Origin of the sequence: Tenacibaculum sp. TC6, from assembly GCF_050606265.1 — a bacterium.
Taxonomy (GTDB): domain Bacteria; phylum Bacteroidota; class Bacteroidia; order Flavobacteriales; family Flavobacteriaceae; genus Polaribacter.
Window position 1 is genome coordinate 1 of sequence record NZ_JBOCUK010000054.1, and the last position, 14714, is coordinate 14714.

The 14714-nt window shown below is 32.9% G+C and carries 17 protein-coding genes; 13 read left to right on the forward strand and 4 right to left on the reverse strand.

What is annotated here, in order from left to right; translation table 11 throughout:
• Nucleotides 1–88 precede the first annotated feature (88 nt).
• Together ACQY1Q_RS16720 and ACQY1Q_RS16725 are read right to left on the reverse strand one after the other, a co-directional pair.
• A complete protein-coding gene (locus ACQY1Q_RS16720; RefSeq protein WP_431006473.1) occupies nucleotides 89–472 on the reverse strand; it encodes a DUF6768 family protein in 384 nt (127 codons plus the stop codon).
• A complete protein-coding gene (locus ACQY1Q_RS16725) occupies nucleotides 469–1029 on the reverse strand; it encodes an RNA polymerase sigma factor (protein ID WP_431006474.1) in 561 nt (186 codons plus the stop codon). The genes ACQY1Q_RS16720 and ACQY1Q_RS16725 overlap by 4 nt, the downstream gene beginning before the upstream one ends.
• A 135-nt stretch (nucleotides 1030–1164) precedes the next feature.
• Here ACQY1Q_RS16725 and rlmD point away from each other — a divergent pair, with 135 nt between their 5' ends.
• The 9 genes from rlmD to ACQY1Q_RS16770 all read left to right on the forward strand — a co-directional run bounded on the left by rlmD (nucleotide 1165) and on the right by ACQY1Q_RS16770 (nucleotide 8141).
• A complete protein-coding gene (rlmD, locus tag ACQY1Q_RS16730; protein WP_431006475.1) occupies nucleotides 1165–2616 on the forward strand; it encodes a 23S rRNA (uracil(1939)-C(5))-methyltransferase RlmD in 1452 nt (483 codons plus the stop codon).
• Between the two features lie 8 nt (nucleotides 2617–2624).
• Complete coding sequence (locus ACQY1Q_RS16735) at nucleotides 2625–3110, forward strand: DUF6452 family protein (RefSeq protein WP_431006476.1); 486 nt, start codon at nucleotides 2625–2627, stop codon at nucleotides 3108–3110.
• Nucleotides 3091–3804: a DUF6048 family protein gene (locus ACQY1Q_RS16740; RefSeq protein ID WP_431006477.1), complete on the forward strand. Its 714-nt coding sequence runs from the start codon at nucleotides 3091–3093 to the stop codon at nucleotides 3802–3804. Before ACQY1Q_RS16735 ends, ACQY1Q_RS16740 begins: the two co-directional genes overlap by 20 nt.
• Before the next feature lie 60 nt (nucleotides 3805–3864).
• The gene (locus tag ACQY1Q_RS16745) at nucleotides 3865–4812 is read left to right on the forward strand and encodes an isopenicillin N synthase family dioxygenase (protein ID WP_431006478.1); all 948 of its coding nucleotides are present in this window, start codon (nucleotides 3865–3867) and stop codon (nucleotides 4810–4812) included.
• Nucleotide 4813: 1 nt separating this feature from the next.
• Nucleotides 4814–5137 carry a translation initiation factor gene (locus tag ACQY1Q_RS16750; protein ID WP_431006479.1) on the forward strand — a complete coding sequence of 108 codons (324 nt, stop codon included), beginning with the start codon at nucleotides 4814–4816 and terminating at the stop codon, nucleotides 5135–5137.
• Between the two features lie 153 nt (nucleotides 5138–5290).
• Complete coding sequence (locus tag ACQY1Q_RS16755) at nucleotides 5291–6235, forward strand: DUF1835 domain-containing protein (RefSeq protein WP_431006480.1); 945 nt, start codon at nucleotides 5291–5293, stop codon at nucleotides 6233–6235.
• A complete protein-coding gene (locus ACQY1Q_RS16760; protein WP_431006481.1) occupies nucleotides 6236–7105 on the forward strand; it encodes a nucleoside phosphorylase in 870 nt (289 codons plus the stop codon). It abuts the gene before it with no gap.
• A complete protein-coding gene (locus ACQY1Q_RS16765; RefSeq protein ID WP_431006482.1) occupies nucleotides 7106–7966 on the forward strand; it encodes a substrate-binding domain-containing protein in 861 nt (286 codons plus the stop codon).
• 19 nt (nucleotides 7967–7985) lie between these two features.
• Nucleotides 7986–8141 carry a hypothetical protein gene (locus ACQY1Q_RS16770; RefSeq protein WP_431006483.1) on the forward strand — a complete coding sequence of 52 codons (156 nt, stop codon included), beginning with the start codon at nucleotides 7986–7988 and terminating at the stop codon, nucleotides 8139–8141.
• Nucleotides 8142–8217: 76 nt separating this feature from the next.
• Here ACQY1Q_RS16770 and ACQY1Q_RS16775 read toward each other — a convergent pair whose 3' ends face one another.
• On the reverse strand, nucleotides 8218–8859 hold the full coding sequence (locus ACQY1Q_RS16775; protein WP_431006484.1) for a protein-L-isoaspartate(D-aspartate) O-methyltransferase: 642 nt from the start codon (nucleotides 8857–8859) through the stop codon (nucleotides 8218–8220).
• A gap of 183 nt (nucleotides 8860–9042) precedes the next feature.
• Here ACQY1Q_RS16775 and ACQY1Q_RS16780 point away from each other — a divergent pair, with 183 nt between their 5' ends.
• From ACQY1Q_RS16780 to ACQY1Q_RS16790, 3 genes are read left to right on the forward strand one after another with little or no spacing between them, the layout of a single operon-like run.
• The gene (locus tag ACQY1Q_RS16780; RefSeq protein ID WP_431006485.1) at nucleotides 9043–10002 is read left to right on the forward strand and encodes a Gfo/Idh/MocA family oxidoreductase; all 960 of its coding nucleotides are present in this window, start codon (nucleotides 9043–9045) and stop codon (nucleotides 10000–10002) included.
• A gap of 55 nt (nucleotides 10003–10057) precedes the next feature.
• Nucleotides 10058–10945, forward strand: coding sequence for a 3-hydroxybutyryl-CoA dehydrogenase (locus ACQY1Q_RS16785; RefSeq protein ID WP_431006486.1), 888 nt, complete (start codon nucleotides 10058–10060; stop codon nucleotides 10943–10945).
• 16 nt (nucleotides 10946–10961) lie between these two features.
• Nucleotides 10962–12746 carry an aminopeptidase P family protein gene (locus ACQY1Q_RS16790; RefSeq protein WP_431006487.1) on the forward strand — a complete coding sequence of 595 codons (1785 nt, stop codon included), beginning with the start codon at nucleotides 10962–10964 and terminating at the stop codon, nucleotides 12744–12746.
• Nucleotides 12747–12792: 46 nt separating this feature from the next.
• Here the strand turns inward: ACQY1Q_RS16790 and ACQY1Q_RS16795 are convergent, their stop codons facing one another.
• A complete protein-coding gene (locus ACQY1Q_RS16795) occupies nucleotides 12793–13329 on the reverse strand; it encodes an HD domain-containing protein (RefSeq protein ID WP_431006488.1) in 537 nt (178 codons plus the stop codon).
• Nucleotides 13330–13946: 617 nt separating this feature from the next.
• Between ACQY1Q_RS16795 and ACQY1Q_RS16800 the strand changes: the two genes are divergently transcribed.
• On the forward strand, nucleotides 13947–14630 hold the full coding sequence (locus ACQY1Q_RS16800) for a hypothetical protein (protein WP_431006489.1): 684 nt from the start codon (nucleotides 13947–13949) through the stop codon (nucleotides 14628–14630).
• The last annotated feature ends 84 nt before the right edge of the window (nucleotides 14631–14714 follow it).

Consider the following 14714-nt stretch of genomic DNA (forward strand, 5'->3'; position numbering starts at 1 on the left):
ACAAAAAACCAGAGAAGCTAGCCTCTCTGGTTTAAATAATATTTTTTAAATCTGTCAACCTATTTTAGGACGACTCACTTTTTTAAAACTATTCTTTTAGCCTTCCTGATATAGATGATAATTGTATTTCCAATCGTTTTATTTCTCTTAACAAGGCATTTTTATCCATTTGCATCCAAGCAAAAACCTTTAACATACTAACCCCTAGTAAAAAAATAACAGCTCCGGCAGCCCATTTTATCATCTCTTTAGTTACCTCCGTTTTAAAAAACTGTACAACACAATAAATAAACAAAACAAAAAACACTAATGTTATTACATTCATTAACAACATAATCCATTTATTTTTTCCTTTAAACAAACCTCCAACCATTTGAAAAACATTTTGCTCATCTAGTTCTTCATAAAATTTTGCTTCCTCTTCAGACAATGTTTCTTTTATTAACTTGTCTATTTCTTCTATATCTCTCATACTATATAAGTTTTAATTATTTTTTTTAATCGCTCTCTGGCATGAAACAATCTTGATTTAGCTGTTCCTACCGATATATGTAACAGATCACTGATTTCTTTTAACGTATACTCTTGCACATAAAATAAGTTGACAACTACTTTTTGATTTTCAGGTAATTTTTTAAGTTCTCTACTTAAAATAACTTTATAATTTAAAATAGCTTCTTCCCTATTTTCTTCAACTTCTGTTTCTCCTCTATTCTCTGCGTATAACTTTTGAAGTTTTAGTACTCTACGTTGATCTGATCTCAGATAATCAATAGCTTTTCTTTTTACCAAACTTGTTGACCAACTTTTAAATTTTTCCGGTTCCTGTAAACTCGCCAGTTTATCTAAAATTACTTTCCAGCTTTCCTGAGCTATATCTTTGGCAACCTCTTTATCTTTCACGTAATAAAAAGCTAACCTACAAAATGGTACATGCCATTTTTTCACCAAAGCGGTTATTGCTTGTTTATTGCCATCAATACAAGCTAAAACCAAGTCTTTATCAGCTTTAAAATTATTTTTTTCCATGAGTAACTATATCCTATAGACGTTCAAAGATTTAAAAGGTTCATTTTAATTCTAAAAATAACAATTAATGTTTCTATCAATAGTTTCTTTAATCATATCTTTTCCTAATTTTGCAAACCATAAATTGTAAGAGTAATGCCAAGAAGAGAACGCAATAGATTTGTAAAAAGAGGAGAAATTATTGAGCTTTTAATAGAAGATTATGCCTTTGGAGGCAGAGGTGTTGGAAGAATTCGTTCAGACCAAGGCGAATTTGTTGTTTTTGTTCCGGATACTTTACCCGGACAATTAGTAAAAGCAAAAGTTGATAAATCAAAAAAGAATTATGCCGAGTGTAAACTTTTAGAAGTTATTGAAACCTCTAGTGATGAAATAGCCTCTCCATACCAAACTATTCCGGGAGCTCCGTATATTAAACTTCCTATTGAAAAACAACATGAATACAAGTACACCAGTACTATGACTTTGTTTAAAAAAATAGGAAAAGTTGAAAATATTGAAGAGTATTTTGATGAATTTGTGACCTCTCCTAACCTTTTCCACTATCGAAATAAAATGGTATATACTTTTTCTGCCATTGGATATGATAATGAAGCTAAAACAGATGTAGATGAGTTTACCTTAGGCTCTAAGAGAAGAGGTACTTGGTGGATTTCGGAAAATTTAGAGAAAGACAGTGGTATTTTTGATGCTGAGTTTGAAAACAATTTACATAAAATAAAACAATATTGTGAGGCAACCAACTTACCACCATGGCACCCGCCTAAAAGAGAAGGTTTCTTTAGATATTTAATGGTAAGAAAATCATACAAAACCAATCAATTATTATTTAATTTTGTAACAACTTCACATGATTTACCAAAATTTGATTTAAAAAAATTCAGCGCTTTTTTAGTAGAGCTTTTTGGTGACAGAGTAGCCGGACTTTTACATACCATTAACGATGAAGTTGGAGACAGAACAACGCCTACTGATGGAAACTTACGATTGATTTACGGTAGCGAAAAAATTGTGGAGCAATTACTTAACTTAAACTTTGAAATAAGTACTAAAAGCTTTTTTCAAACCAACCCTAAATCAGCTGAAAAACTATATAGCAAAGTAGTTGAATATGCCTTAGAGAAAAAAGAAGCCATAGATAATACCGTTGTAATGGACTTATTTTGCGGTACTGGTACCATAGGGCAAATTATTGCTTCTAAAGCACACAACACGCAAATTATAGGCGTAGATATTGTAGTGGCAGCTATAGAAGACGCTAAAAAAAATGCGAAAAGAAACAACATAGAAGGTGTAAAATTTTATGCTGCTGATGTAGGAAAATTTTTATACGAACATCCGGAATATAAAGGAAAGATAAGAACGATTATTCTTGACCCTGCACGCGCTGGAATAGCCCCGAAAACCCTTAAAAAAATCATAAATTTAAAGGCAGATCGAATGGTTTATGTATCTTGTAACCCGGCAACACAAGCACGTGATACTGAGGAATTAGTTAATGCAGGTTATCAAATTAAAAAAATTAGTTTGGTAGATCAGTTTCCGCACACATCACATATTGAAACCGTTGTGTTATTTGAAAAATAATGTTTACCATGAAAAAACAACTCTTCTTTTTACTATTAAGCATCGGTATATTTACCTCTTGTGAAAAAGACGATTTTTGTACACAAACTCCGGTAACTCCTAGTTTGGTATTGCGCTTTTATGATAAAGATGATCTTACTAAAACAAAAAGTGTTTCTAATCTGTCTATTATAGCTCAAAGTAAAACCGATAGTTTATACAGAAACCTGTCAACAGATTCAATTGCTATTCCGCTAAATAGTGCAGCCGGTGAAACAGTATATACTTTAAAAATGAATGATGCAGATGGCAAACAGGCTACCAACAAAATAGCAACGCTAACCATTAAATACAGCCCAAATGAAGATTATATATCAAGGTCATGTGGGTTTAGATATATTTTTAAAGATGTTACCTTAGAGGCTTCCTCACCTTCTTGGATAGATAGTTTATCTATCAGTCAAATTTCAGAAATAACCCATCAAAATCAAGCTCATGTACAAATATTTCATTAGCCTAAGTCTTGTTGTACTGTTTATTAATACTTCCTTTGCTCAAAACAAACCTAAAAAAACGGTAAAAAAAGATACTATAACCTACAAAACAGGCTATGGTATTCGTTTAGGAGCAGATATTAGTAAACCGGCACTTGCCTTGGTTGATAAAAGTTACAATGGTTTAGAACTCGTGGGTGATTATAGAATTTCAAAAAACTGGTACATCGCTACAGAATTGGGGTATGAAAAAGAAACTACCTATGAAGACTTTACCGTTTCTACGGCAAAAGGGAGCTTTATTAGATTAGGTGCTAATTACAACGCTTATCAAAATTGGTTAGACATGAATAACGAAATCTTTATTGGAGGTCGTTATGGTTTTGCTCTTTTTGACCATTCTTTAGATAGTTACACTCCTAATGTTACCAACGGAAACACCTCTCCCTATTTTCCGGCCCAAACAACAAAAACACCCATATCAGAAACCGGATTAACGGCACATTGGGCTGAAATTCAAATAGGAATAAAAGTAGAAACTTTTAAAAATTTATTTTTAGGCGCGGGGTTTTCTTATAAAATTATGATTAGTGTTGATGACCAAACCAATTTTAAAACCCTCTATACACCTGGTTTTAACAGGGTTTTTGAAAGTAGCACAGGTTTTGGTTTCTTTTACACCGTTTCTTATTTAATACCTTTTGTTAATAAGTAATTTTCTTCCATACGCTTGATTTCACTACCTTTACAACGTATTACATAAAACTTATTAACAATGAATAAAATCCCAAGCGTAAATTTAGAAGATTTTCTATCTGGAGATGAAACACGTAAACAAAAGTTCATCAATGAAATTGGAAACGCTTATGAAAATATAGGTTTTGTTGCTTTAAAAGGACATTTTTTAGACAATAAACTGGTAGATGATTTATATGCTGAAATAAAAAAATTCTTTGAATTACCTGTAGAAGTAAAACAAAAATATGAAATTCCGGGTATTGGTGGACAAAGAGGATATGTATCATTCGGAAAAGAATCTGCTAAAGGAAAAAAAGAAGGTGATTTAAAAGAATTCTGGCATTTCGGACAGTATGTAGAAAACAATCCGGAATTAGAAGCTGAATATCCTGCTAATGTTATTGTAGAAGAGTTACCAAACTTTAATGAAGTAGGTAAAAAAACCTATAAAATGTTAGAAAAAACAGCTCAATATGTTTTACGCTCATTAGCTTTACACTTAGGATTAGAAGAAACGTATTTTGATCAATACATTAAAAACGGAAATAGTATTTTACGCCCAATCCACTACCCTCCTATTACAGAAGAGCCTAAAGGAGCTGTTAGAGCTGCCGCTCATGGAGATATTAACTTAATAACTTTATTAATGGGAGCCCATGGTAAAGGGTTACAAGTACAAAACCATAAAGGAGAATGGATAGATGCTATTGCACAACCTGATGAATTAATGATTAATGTTGGAGATATGTTATCTCGTCACAGTAACAATAAATTAAAATCAACCATTCACCGTGTAGTAAATCCTCCTAAAGAATTATGGGGAACTTCAAGATACTCTATTCCATTTTTTATGCATCCTATTTCAGAAATGAAATTAGACGTTTTAGAAGAGTGTATTGATGCAGACAATCCAAAACAGTTTGAAGACATAACTGCGGGTGAATTTTTAAACGAACGTTTACGCGAATTAGGTTTAATTAAATAATATGGATTTACAATATCAATTAAAAAATCTTTTTCCTGATCATACTTTTGAAGAAAAACCGGTAGAAGAAAAACCGGATATCTGGCTTCAAGAAGAACCTATACTTTGCAAATATGAAAAACGCAAAGGAAAACCCATTACCATTATTGATGGTTATAATGGGGCAACCAACGATTTTAAAAAATTAGCCAAAGAAATTAAAACCAAACTTAGTGTTGGTGGAAGTTTTAAAGATGATAGCATTATTATACAAGGAGATTACAGAGATAAAATTATGGAAATCCTTAAAGAAAAAGGCTTTAATGTAAAAAGAGTTGGCGGTTAAAAAACAAAAATGCAGAGAAAAAATTTTCTCTGCATTTTTGTTTTTATAAATTTTGTTTTAATATTACATGGTGTTAAAACCCAATTAAATAGTAATAACAAAGAATAATTAGCGTTTACACTAATTAAGAAATTATCAATTATCCCCAATAATATGGCATCTTCAATATTACACATTACAAACGGAGACAGTACCACAGAAGTATTAAGTAAATTAAATTTTGACGGAGCAGTAATCACTTGGCGTGAAATGCTGTGCGAAGGAAAAACAACCATTGATGTTGGTAGTGAGACCTTCTGGAAAACAAGATTTGAATTCTTAAAAACTTCTTATAAAACAACTAAAAAAGCTTTTATAGATTACACTTTAAAAGAATATCGAAATCTTTGTAATCAAAAACAGCAAGATGAAATTGTTTTATGGTTTGAGTACGATTTATTCTGTCAAATTAATATGTTAGCTGTAATCAGCTGGCTAAAACGATACCGACAAGGAAGGAAAATTTCGTTGGTTTGCAGCGGAGAAATAGAAGGTAAAAAAGGCTTGTTCGGATTAAGTCAATTAACCGAAGAAGAATTAATTAATCAATACAATAACAGAGTTGTTTTAAGTCAAGATGATATTGAGTATGCAGACTATATATGGCAACTATATTGTTCTGATAGTCCGTTACGATTAGAAACCGTTCACAAATTCAACCCAATGTCACCTTTTGTTTATTTAGAAAAATCGATTAAGGCTCACTTACAACGATTCCCTTCTATGAAAAACGGGTTAAATAAACTGGAAAATCACCTTTTAGAACTTGCTAATCAGCAAAAATTTAACAGCCAAGAAGAACTGGTAAACGCTATTTTAAAAGACCAAGGAGTTTACGGATTTGGTGACGCTCAATACATTAACAAAATTCAACGATTAAAAAAGCTATTCTCTTCTTTTGATCCGGTAAAACTTAGTAAAACAGGTAAAAAGGTATTAGACAATCAACTTAATTTCTATGGGCAAATACGCTCTGATTTTTCGTATCTTGGCGGTTCTAAAAAATACAGCTACTTGTATATAGAAGATACTCAAAAGCTGTTAAAAATAACATCGTAAATGAATATACAACATTCTGAACTCATTTTAAATTCAGACGGAAGTATTTATCACTTAAATTTAAAACCTGAGCATATTGCAACCGATATAATTTTTGTTGGTGATCAGTACAGAGTAGATAAAGTAACAAAATATTTTGATTCTATTGAATTCACCACTCAAAAACGTGAATTTAAAACCACTACAGGCGTTTATAAAAATAAACGCCTTACTGTTATTTCAACAGGTATAGGACCCGATAATATTGATATTGTTCTAAATGAATTAGACGCTTTAGTGAATATTGATTTAGAAACCCGTCAGATAAAAAAAGAGCATACAGCACTTAATATTACCCGAATAGGAACTTCGGGTTCTTTACAGGCAGATATTCCGGTAGACAGCTTTCTTTTAAGCTCACATGCTATTGATTTAAACGGAATGTTGCACTCGTACCAAATAGATACTATTGCCAACCCGGAAATTGAAGAGGCTTTTATTAAACATACTCAATGGAGTTCTAAAAAAGCATATCCGTTAGTTATTGAAAATGGTAAAGATTTAGAAAAAAAATTAACTTCAGACCTTGTTTATACAGGAATTACTGCAACAGCCGGAGGATTTTACGGTCCGCAAGGAAGAGTACTAAGACTAGGCTTACAAGATCCGGATTTGAACAGAAAAATTGATAGTTTTAGCCACAACCACCATAGAATTACCAATTTAGAAATGGAAACCTCTGCTATTTACGGATTAGCCAAATTACTAGGTCATAATGCAGTTTCTATGAATGCTATTATAGCTAACAGAGCTAACGGCACTTTCAGTAATGATCCCGGTAAAACGGTAAAAGAATTAATCATCTACACATTAAATAAATTAGTTGAATAAATGCTTAATTTAAAAGTAGGTGGTGTCCCGGAGCATTTTAATTATCCGTGGTACATTACGCTAAAAAATAAAGAATACACCAAACACAACATCAATCTTCGTTGGAAAGATTTTCCAGGAGGCACAGGAGCCATGTCTAAAGCACTTCGTTCAGGAGAAATAGATATAGCTATCGTACTTACTGAAGGAATTATTAAAGATATTATTGACGGAAACCCTTCAAGAATAACACAAACCTTTGTTAAAAGTCCATTAATATGGGGAATTCACGTAAGTGCTAAATCGAACTTTAATAGCGTAGAAGATTTAGAAAACGCTACGGTTGCAATCAGCAGGTTTGGTTCCGGATCACATTTAATGGCTATTGTTAATGCTCATAATAACGGATGGGATATAGACAAGCTTCAATTTAAAGTAGTAGGTGATTTACAAGGAGGTATCGATGCTCTAACCAATGGAGATGCCGATTACTTTATGTGGGAACATTTTACTACTAAACCCTTGGTAGATAATGGCACTTTTAGACGTGTGGGTGACTGCCCTACACCATGGCCTTGCTTTGTAATAGCTGTTAGAAATGAAATACTGGAAAACCATTTAAAAGAGGTAAAAACAGTATTAGATATTATTAATGACTGTACCAAAGACTTTAAAAGTATAAAAGATATAGACCAAACACTTTCAACCAGATACGAGCAGCAGTTAGAAGACATAAGAGAATGGTTGTCTTTAACCGTATGGAATGACGGAACACCGGTAACGGAAGAATTAATTTTAGACATACAAAATAAAATGATGTCTTTCAACGTTATTGAAAAAGCGGAAGAAGCTGGTAAATTAATTAAAAATATGTATATTTGATTCCTTTAAAATATTAAAAATGAAAAAAGTAGTATTTATTGCAATTTGTATAGTTAGTTTATTAGGTTTATCTTCTTGTGGTAGCACAAGCCCTTGCGGGTTAGCTAAAGCTAAGCAAACAAAACAAAATTCGCATCAACAAGAGGTATTAGTTGCTGAGGCAACTGCCGAATAAGTTGATTTCTTTATTCAAATTCAATAAATCCGCTCTTTTTGGCGGATTTTTTTGCTTATATAATGTTGATGATGTATTAATTCTTCTTCTTCAACATAGGCACGAAACGGAAGTCCCCTAACTCATGCTTTTCAAATTCTAAAGGAGATTTTCTAATAAACAAGGTCATAACTTGCTCACCATCTCCAACAGGAATTAACAGTTTACCTCCTACTTTTAGCTGTGCTAATAAAGGTTTCGGTACAAAAGGAGCACCTGCAGTTACAATAACTTTATCAAAAGGAGCTTCATCAGGTAACCCCTTATATCCATCTCCAAAAACAAAACGCTTAGGTCTGTACCCTAACTTAGGCAAAAACATAGATGTTTTTTTAAACAATTCGTGTTGACGCTCTATAGTGTACACTTCGGCTTTAAGCTCTAATAAAACAGCCGTTTGATAACCTGATCCGGTACCTATCTCTAAAATTTTCTCCCCCTCTTCTACCTCTAAAACCTGCGATTGAAAAGCTACAGTGTAGGGATGTGAAATGGTTTGATCTGCCGCTATAGGAAATGCTTTATCCTGATAGGCATGTGCCTCAAAACTACTATCAATAAACAAGTGTCTCGGAATTTTTCGTACGGCATCTAATACATTTGCATCTGTAATTCCCTTCTCTTGTAAAGTAGTTGCTAATTGATTTCTAAGTCCTTGGTGTTTGGTAGTGTCTCTCACGAATTAGCTAATTTCGATGCGCCAAAAATAGCAATAAATATGTTTAAAAGTGTATCTTTGTTAGCGTTGATTTTTCACAAAATTACTAAGTAGATACTAACAATTTCATTACTAGAATACAAGACGCGTATAAAACCGTTTACAGTACTTCTGTGTATTTTGGTAATAAAAAATAAGGTAAACATGTTAAAAGCCGGAGTTTTAGGAGCAGGACATTTAGGAAAAATACACCTGCGTTTATTACAACAATCAGAAAAATACGAACTAGTTGGTTTTTTTGATCCTCATACTGAAAATGCTCAAAAAGTAGCCCAAGAGTTTGGATATACATTATTTAATTCTGTTGATGAACTTATTGATGCTGTAGATGTTGTAGATATTGTAACCCCAACACTTTCTCATTTTGAATGTGCTAAAAAAGCCATTGAAAAAGGAAAACATATATTTATTGAAAAACCTATTGCTAATACCGTACAAGAAGCAGAAGCTATCAGAACACTAGCTAGCCAAAACCATGTGATTGGTCAGGTAGGCCATGTAGAACGTTTTAACCCGGCCTTTACAGCCGTAAAAGACATGATTGAAGCTCCTATGTTTATTGAAACTCACAGATTAGCTGAATTTAATCCGAGAGGTACCGATGTTCCTGTAGTATTGGATTTAATGATTCATGATATTGATATTATACTTTCGGTAGTAAATTCAAAAGTAAAAAATGTGTACGCCAGTGGTGTATCGGTTATTTCAGAAACACCGGATATTGCCAATGCCCGAATTGAATTTGAAAACGGTTGTGTTGCTAACTTAACTTCAAGTAGAATTTCAATGAAAAACATGCGTAAATCCAGATTCTTTCAAAAAGACGCTTACATTTCTGTAGACTTCTTAGAAAAGAAAGCTGAAGTAGTAAAAATGAAAGATGTTCCTAAGCATCCGGAAGAATTTGCTATGATTTTACAAAATGCAGAAGGTATTAAAAAACAAATTTATTTTGACAATCCTAAAATAGTAGAAAACAACGCTATTTTAGATGAATTAGAAACTTTTGCTTATGCTATTAACAACCGTACCACACCTATCGTATCCTTACGTCAAGGTACTGAGGCTTTACGTATAGCACAAAAAGTAATTAGTTGCTTTTAATCTTTTTTAACGAACAACAACAAACAAAACATAAAAATATAATAAACTAAAAAACATGAAAAATATAGCTGTAATTGGAGCCGGAACCATGGGAAATGGAATTGCACACACCTTTGCGCAATTTGGATACAACGTTCATTTAATTGATATTTCTCAGGCGGCTTTAGATAAAGGTTTAGCAACCATTACTAAGAATTTAGACCGAATGATTGCTAGAGAAAAAATTACAGAAGATGATAAAAACAATACCTTAAGTAACATTACCACATTTACCGACTTAAAAGAAGGGGTACAAAATGTAGAATTAGTAGTGGAGGCAGCTACTGAAAATGTAAATTTAAAACTGAAAATTTTTAAAGATTTAGATGAATTCAGTGCTGAGAATGCCATTTTAGCTACTAACACCTCTTCTATTTCAATTACTCAAATTGCTGCGGTTACTAACAGACCTGAAAAAGTAATTGGTATGCACTTTATGAATCCGGTACCCATTATGAAACTGGTTGAAATTATCAGAGGATACAACACTACAGATGAAGTTATGGAAACCATTGTTGATTTAACTAAAAAAATTAACAAAGTTCCTGTAGAAGTAAATGATTATCCTGGTTTTGTTGCTAACCGTATTTTAATGCCAATGATTAATGAGTCTATTGAAACCTTATACAACGGTGTAGCCGGTGTTGCAGAAATAGACACCGTTATGAAATTAGGGATGGCGCATCCAATGGGACCTTTACAATTGGCAGATTTTATTGGTTTAGATGTATGCTTATCTATTTTAAACGTAATGTACGACGGGTTTAAAAATCCAAAATACGCTCCGTGTCCGTTATTAGTTAACATGGTAATGGCCGGTAAATTGGGCGTAAAGTCAGGTGAAGGTTTCTACGATTACAGCGAAAGTAAAAAAGCTGAAAAAGTAGCTAACATGTTCTCTTAATTAAATACATACCTTAATGATTGCTGAAAGATTACAAGCGTTAAGAAATTATATGGCATCTAAAAATTTAGATGCCTTTATTATACCTTCTACAGACCCGCATCAGTCAGAATACGTAGCTGATTACTGGAAACTTCGTGAATACTTTTCAGGCTTTACAGGATCTGCCGGTACTTTGATTGTTACTCAAAACATCGCCGGTTTATGGACCGATTCTCGTTACTTCTTACAATTTGAAGACGAGTGTAAACACACCGAAGTTCAACTCTGTAAACAATCCATACCACATGCACCGGAACACGTGGCGTGGCTATGTGATTTATTAAATGAAAATGCTGTTATTGGTGTTGACTACCGTCAATTTTCAAAATCGCAAATAGATTATATCCTAAGTCATACAACCCAAAAACAGATTCAGCTACAAAATGAACCTCATTTTGCTAAAGATATTTGGATTGACAGACCTGAGCTACCCAATTTTGCTATTGATGTTCATCCGTTAGAGTTTTCAGGAGAAACTACCGCTTCTAAACTTGCTAAAGTACAAGCTGCCATAGAAAAACATCAAGCTGATTATTATTTATTTTCAGCCCTGGATGAAATTGCTTGGTTATTCAATATCCGTTCGCGTGATGTAGATTATACACCTTTAGTTACTGCTTATGCTTTGGTAGGTAAAGAACAGTCATTTCTATTCTGTAATACACAGCGTTTTTCTGAAAGTAGTATCGCTGCTTTTAAGCAACTAAACATTACGATTACTGAGTATGACGCTATTGCCACGCTTTTACCTGGGTTAAGCCGTCAACAAAAAATCATAACTGATGCCGCTAGTTTAAACTATGCTTGTTTTGAAGCTGTTGAGGGACAATTTATGTTCCAAAACTCATTGGTAAAAGAGCTGAAAGCCATCAAAAATGCGGTTGAAATTGAAGGGGCTAAAAATTGTATGCGTAAAGACGGTGTTGCACTAACAAAATTCTTCATCTGGTTAGAACAAGAATTAGAAAAACGCACCATTTCCGAATATGAAATTGGCAGAAAACTAGATAGTTTCAGACAACAACAAGAATACTATACCGGCGAATCATTTGCAGCTATTGTAGGCTATAAAGGTAACGGAGCTATTATTCATTACACAGCACCTGAAGTAAATTCTTCTATGGTTCATAAAGAAGGTATTTTATTAATAGACAGTGGCGCACAATATAAAGATGGCACTACAGATATTACCCGCACAATTTGGTTGGGTGGTATTCCTTCAACAAAAATTAAAACCGCTTATACCGGTGTTTTAAAAGGCTATATTGAGTTAGAACAGTTACAATTTCCTCAAGGAACAACCGGAGCGCAAATAGATGCTTTTGCCCGTGTACACCTATGGAAAAACGGATTGAACTTTCCGCATGGAACCGGACATGGTATTGGGAGTTTTGGTATGGTACATGAGCCTGCACAAGGGTTTGCTATCGGACCTACTACCGTTCGTGGAACGACCCCTCATTTAGCTAACCAACTCACCACTATAGAGCCGGGGTGCTACGTGCCTCATCAATTTGGTATCAGAACCGAAAATATTGTACTTTCTAAAGTGGTGAATGAAACTGATTTTGGTACCTTTTTAGGATTTGAAGCTTTAACCTTATGTTATATTGATACGCAGTTATTAGCTGTAGAAATGTTAACTGCTTCTGAAATTGGTTGGATAAACCAATACCATAAATTAGTTGTTGAAAAACTGTCTCCTTTTTTAAATACTGAAGAAAACAAATGGTTACAACAGAAATGTAAAGCCATTTAACAAATACAGGAGACTATAAATTATAGTCTCCTTATTTTTTTCAATACTAGTTAATATAAGACGCGTACTCCTCTATTTTTTGCTGCAAACGCTGATGTAAGTATTCGTTTTTATTACGTAGTCCTTCTGCTATAAGCATAGCTTCTTCTCTATATTTTATAATTTTATCAGTATTCCAATGTGATGGTGGCTCTTGTAAATTGGTAATTCTATCAGCCAATTTTACCATGCCTACTTCTTTAGACAGGGCATTAATTCGGTTCAAGCTATCTAACATTCCTTCTCTTTTAGAGGGAAGTTCTTTGTTTTTTGTCAAAGCTTGTACCCCCATAGCTACCTCTGCTCCAAATGTAGTATAAAGTTCATCAAAAGTGGTCGCAGTATCTTCTAACGTATCATGTAAAATAGCCATTTGTACGGCTAATGCTACATCAAATGACGGTTTGTTTGTGTATGCTAATAAAATTTCCATAGCCACATTAGAAATATGAAGCAGATAATTAGCTTGAGTTCCCGGTACTTTTTGATGGCTATGTTTTTCTCCTGCAAACTTCATAGCTTTTTGATAGACTTCTTGTATCATATTGTTTTTAGTTTTTTCTTCATCGTTATGATATTGTTTTTTGTTCAATACTACTCTATTCTTCTTTAATATTGAACTGTTTTTTTGTACACCGGATTACTTATTTCTAAATTTCGGTGTACAGTATATGTACACCCATTTTAAATTTTTTCTTTTTTGGTGTACAGTATGTGTACACCGTTTACCAAAAAAAATAGTTTTGGTGTACAAAAATAATACTCCCACTTGTTTTTATATACCCTAAAGTATGTTTTAACAACAACGTTTTATGTCATTACCTATTAAAATGCTCCTGCATGGTGCAGGAAGAATTTTGAGCACTTTTAATGGAGAGTATTCAATAAAGTGTGTCAATTTTTATATTTCTAACACTCACTTTAATCATAAAACTAACTACAGTAATAATCTAAATAACCAGCTTTACGGAATCCCGTAAGAAAAACAAATGAGTAGTAGCTAGATTAGCTGACGCATAAATAAACATAACAATACAACCATAACATAATACTATTAAAATGGTTGTATAACAATGTGTTTTATGTGTATATAGATAAGTTGTAAGTAATGAAAAATACGCTCCTGAAAAAGAATCCTATCAGTCAGAAGGTGAACAAGCTTTGGTTTCACTTGTCTTTAAAGACCTGAAAACTACTGGAAGTTTACTTGAATTTTCAAGGGTATTAAATAGATGGAATAGAACTCTATTAATCTATCACACATTATTAAAACCTGAACCACCTAAAGAAATAGCTTTAGAAGAAATCCAAAACGGTTCTATTGATGTCATTTTCAATATTGATTTTGATATCGCAATTGACCTAACTGAATTAATAAAAACAGGATTAAAAGTTTATGGAGCGTATCTTCTTTATAAGTCTGAAAAAGCTAGAGAGATTATTGATTCCTATATGGGTAATAAGAAGCTCATAAAAATGGAACAAGAAAGAGAAACTTTAATGCTTGATAATATAAAAGATTCAATTAAAGAAAAAACAATAGAGCAGCATAAAGAGAAATTGAACCAAGGACTGAAAATTGATAACGTTGACATCGATAAAAAGGCAGATGAAATAAGTTCAGTTTTAACTGATCATATAAAAGGTAATGAATTAAAACTTCTTACACCTCCTATTCCAAAAAACGAAAAAGATGAAGAAAATGAAAAAGATATTTCAACTGAATTGAGGAAAGAAACAAGTATTGTTCGTGAGAGATTTAAAAAGCTAAATACTAAAGAAAAGCAATTGCTTCTTGATAAGTATACAATTAAAGATGAGGAAGAAGATAAAAAAGGAAAATAACACTACCTACAACAAAGAACTGAGGTAAAAAACAAGTAAATTTTATACTTTTTTAAACCAAAGTACTTTTATAATTTACATCAT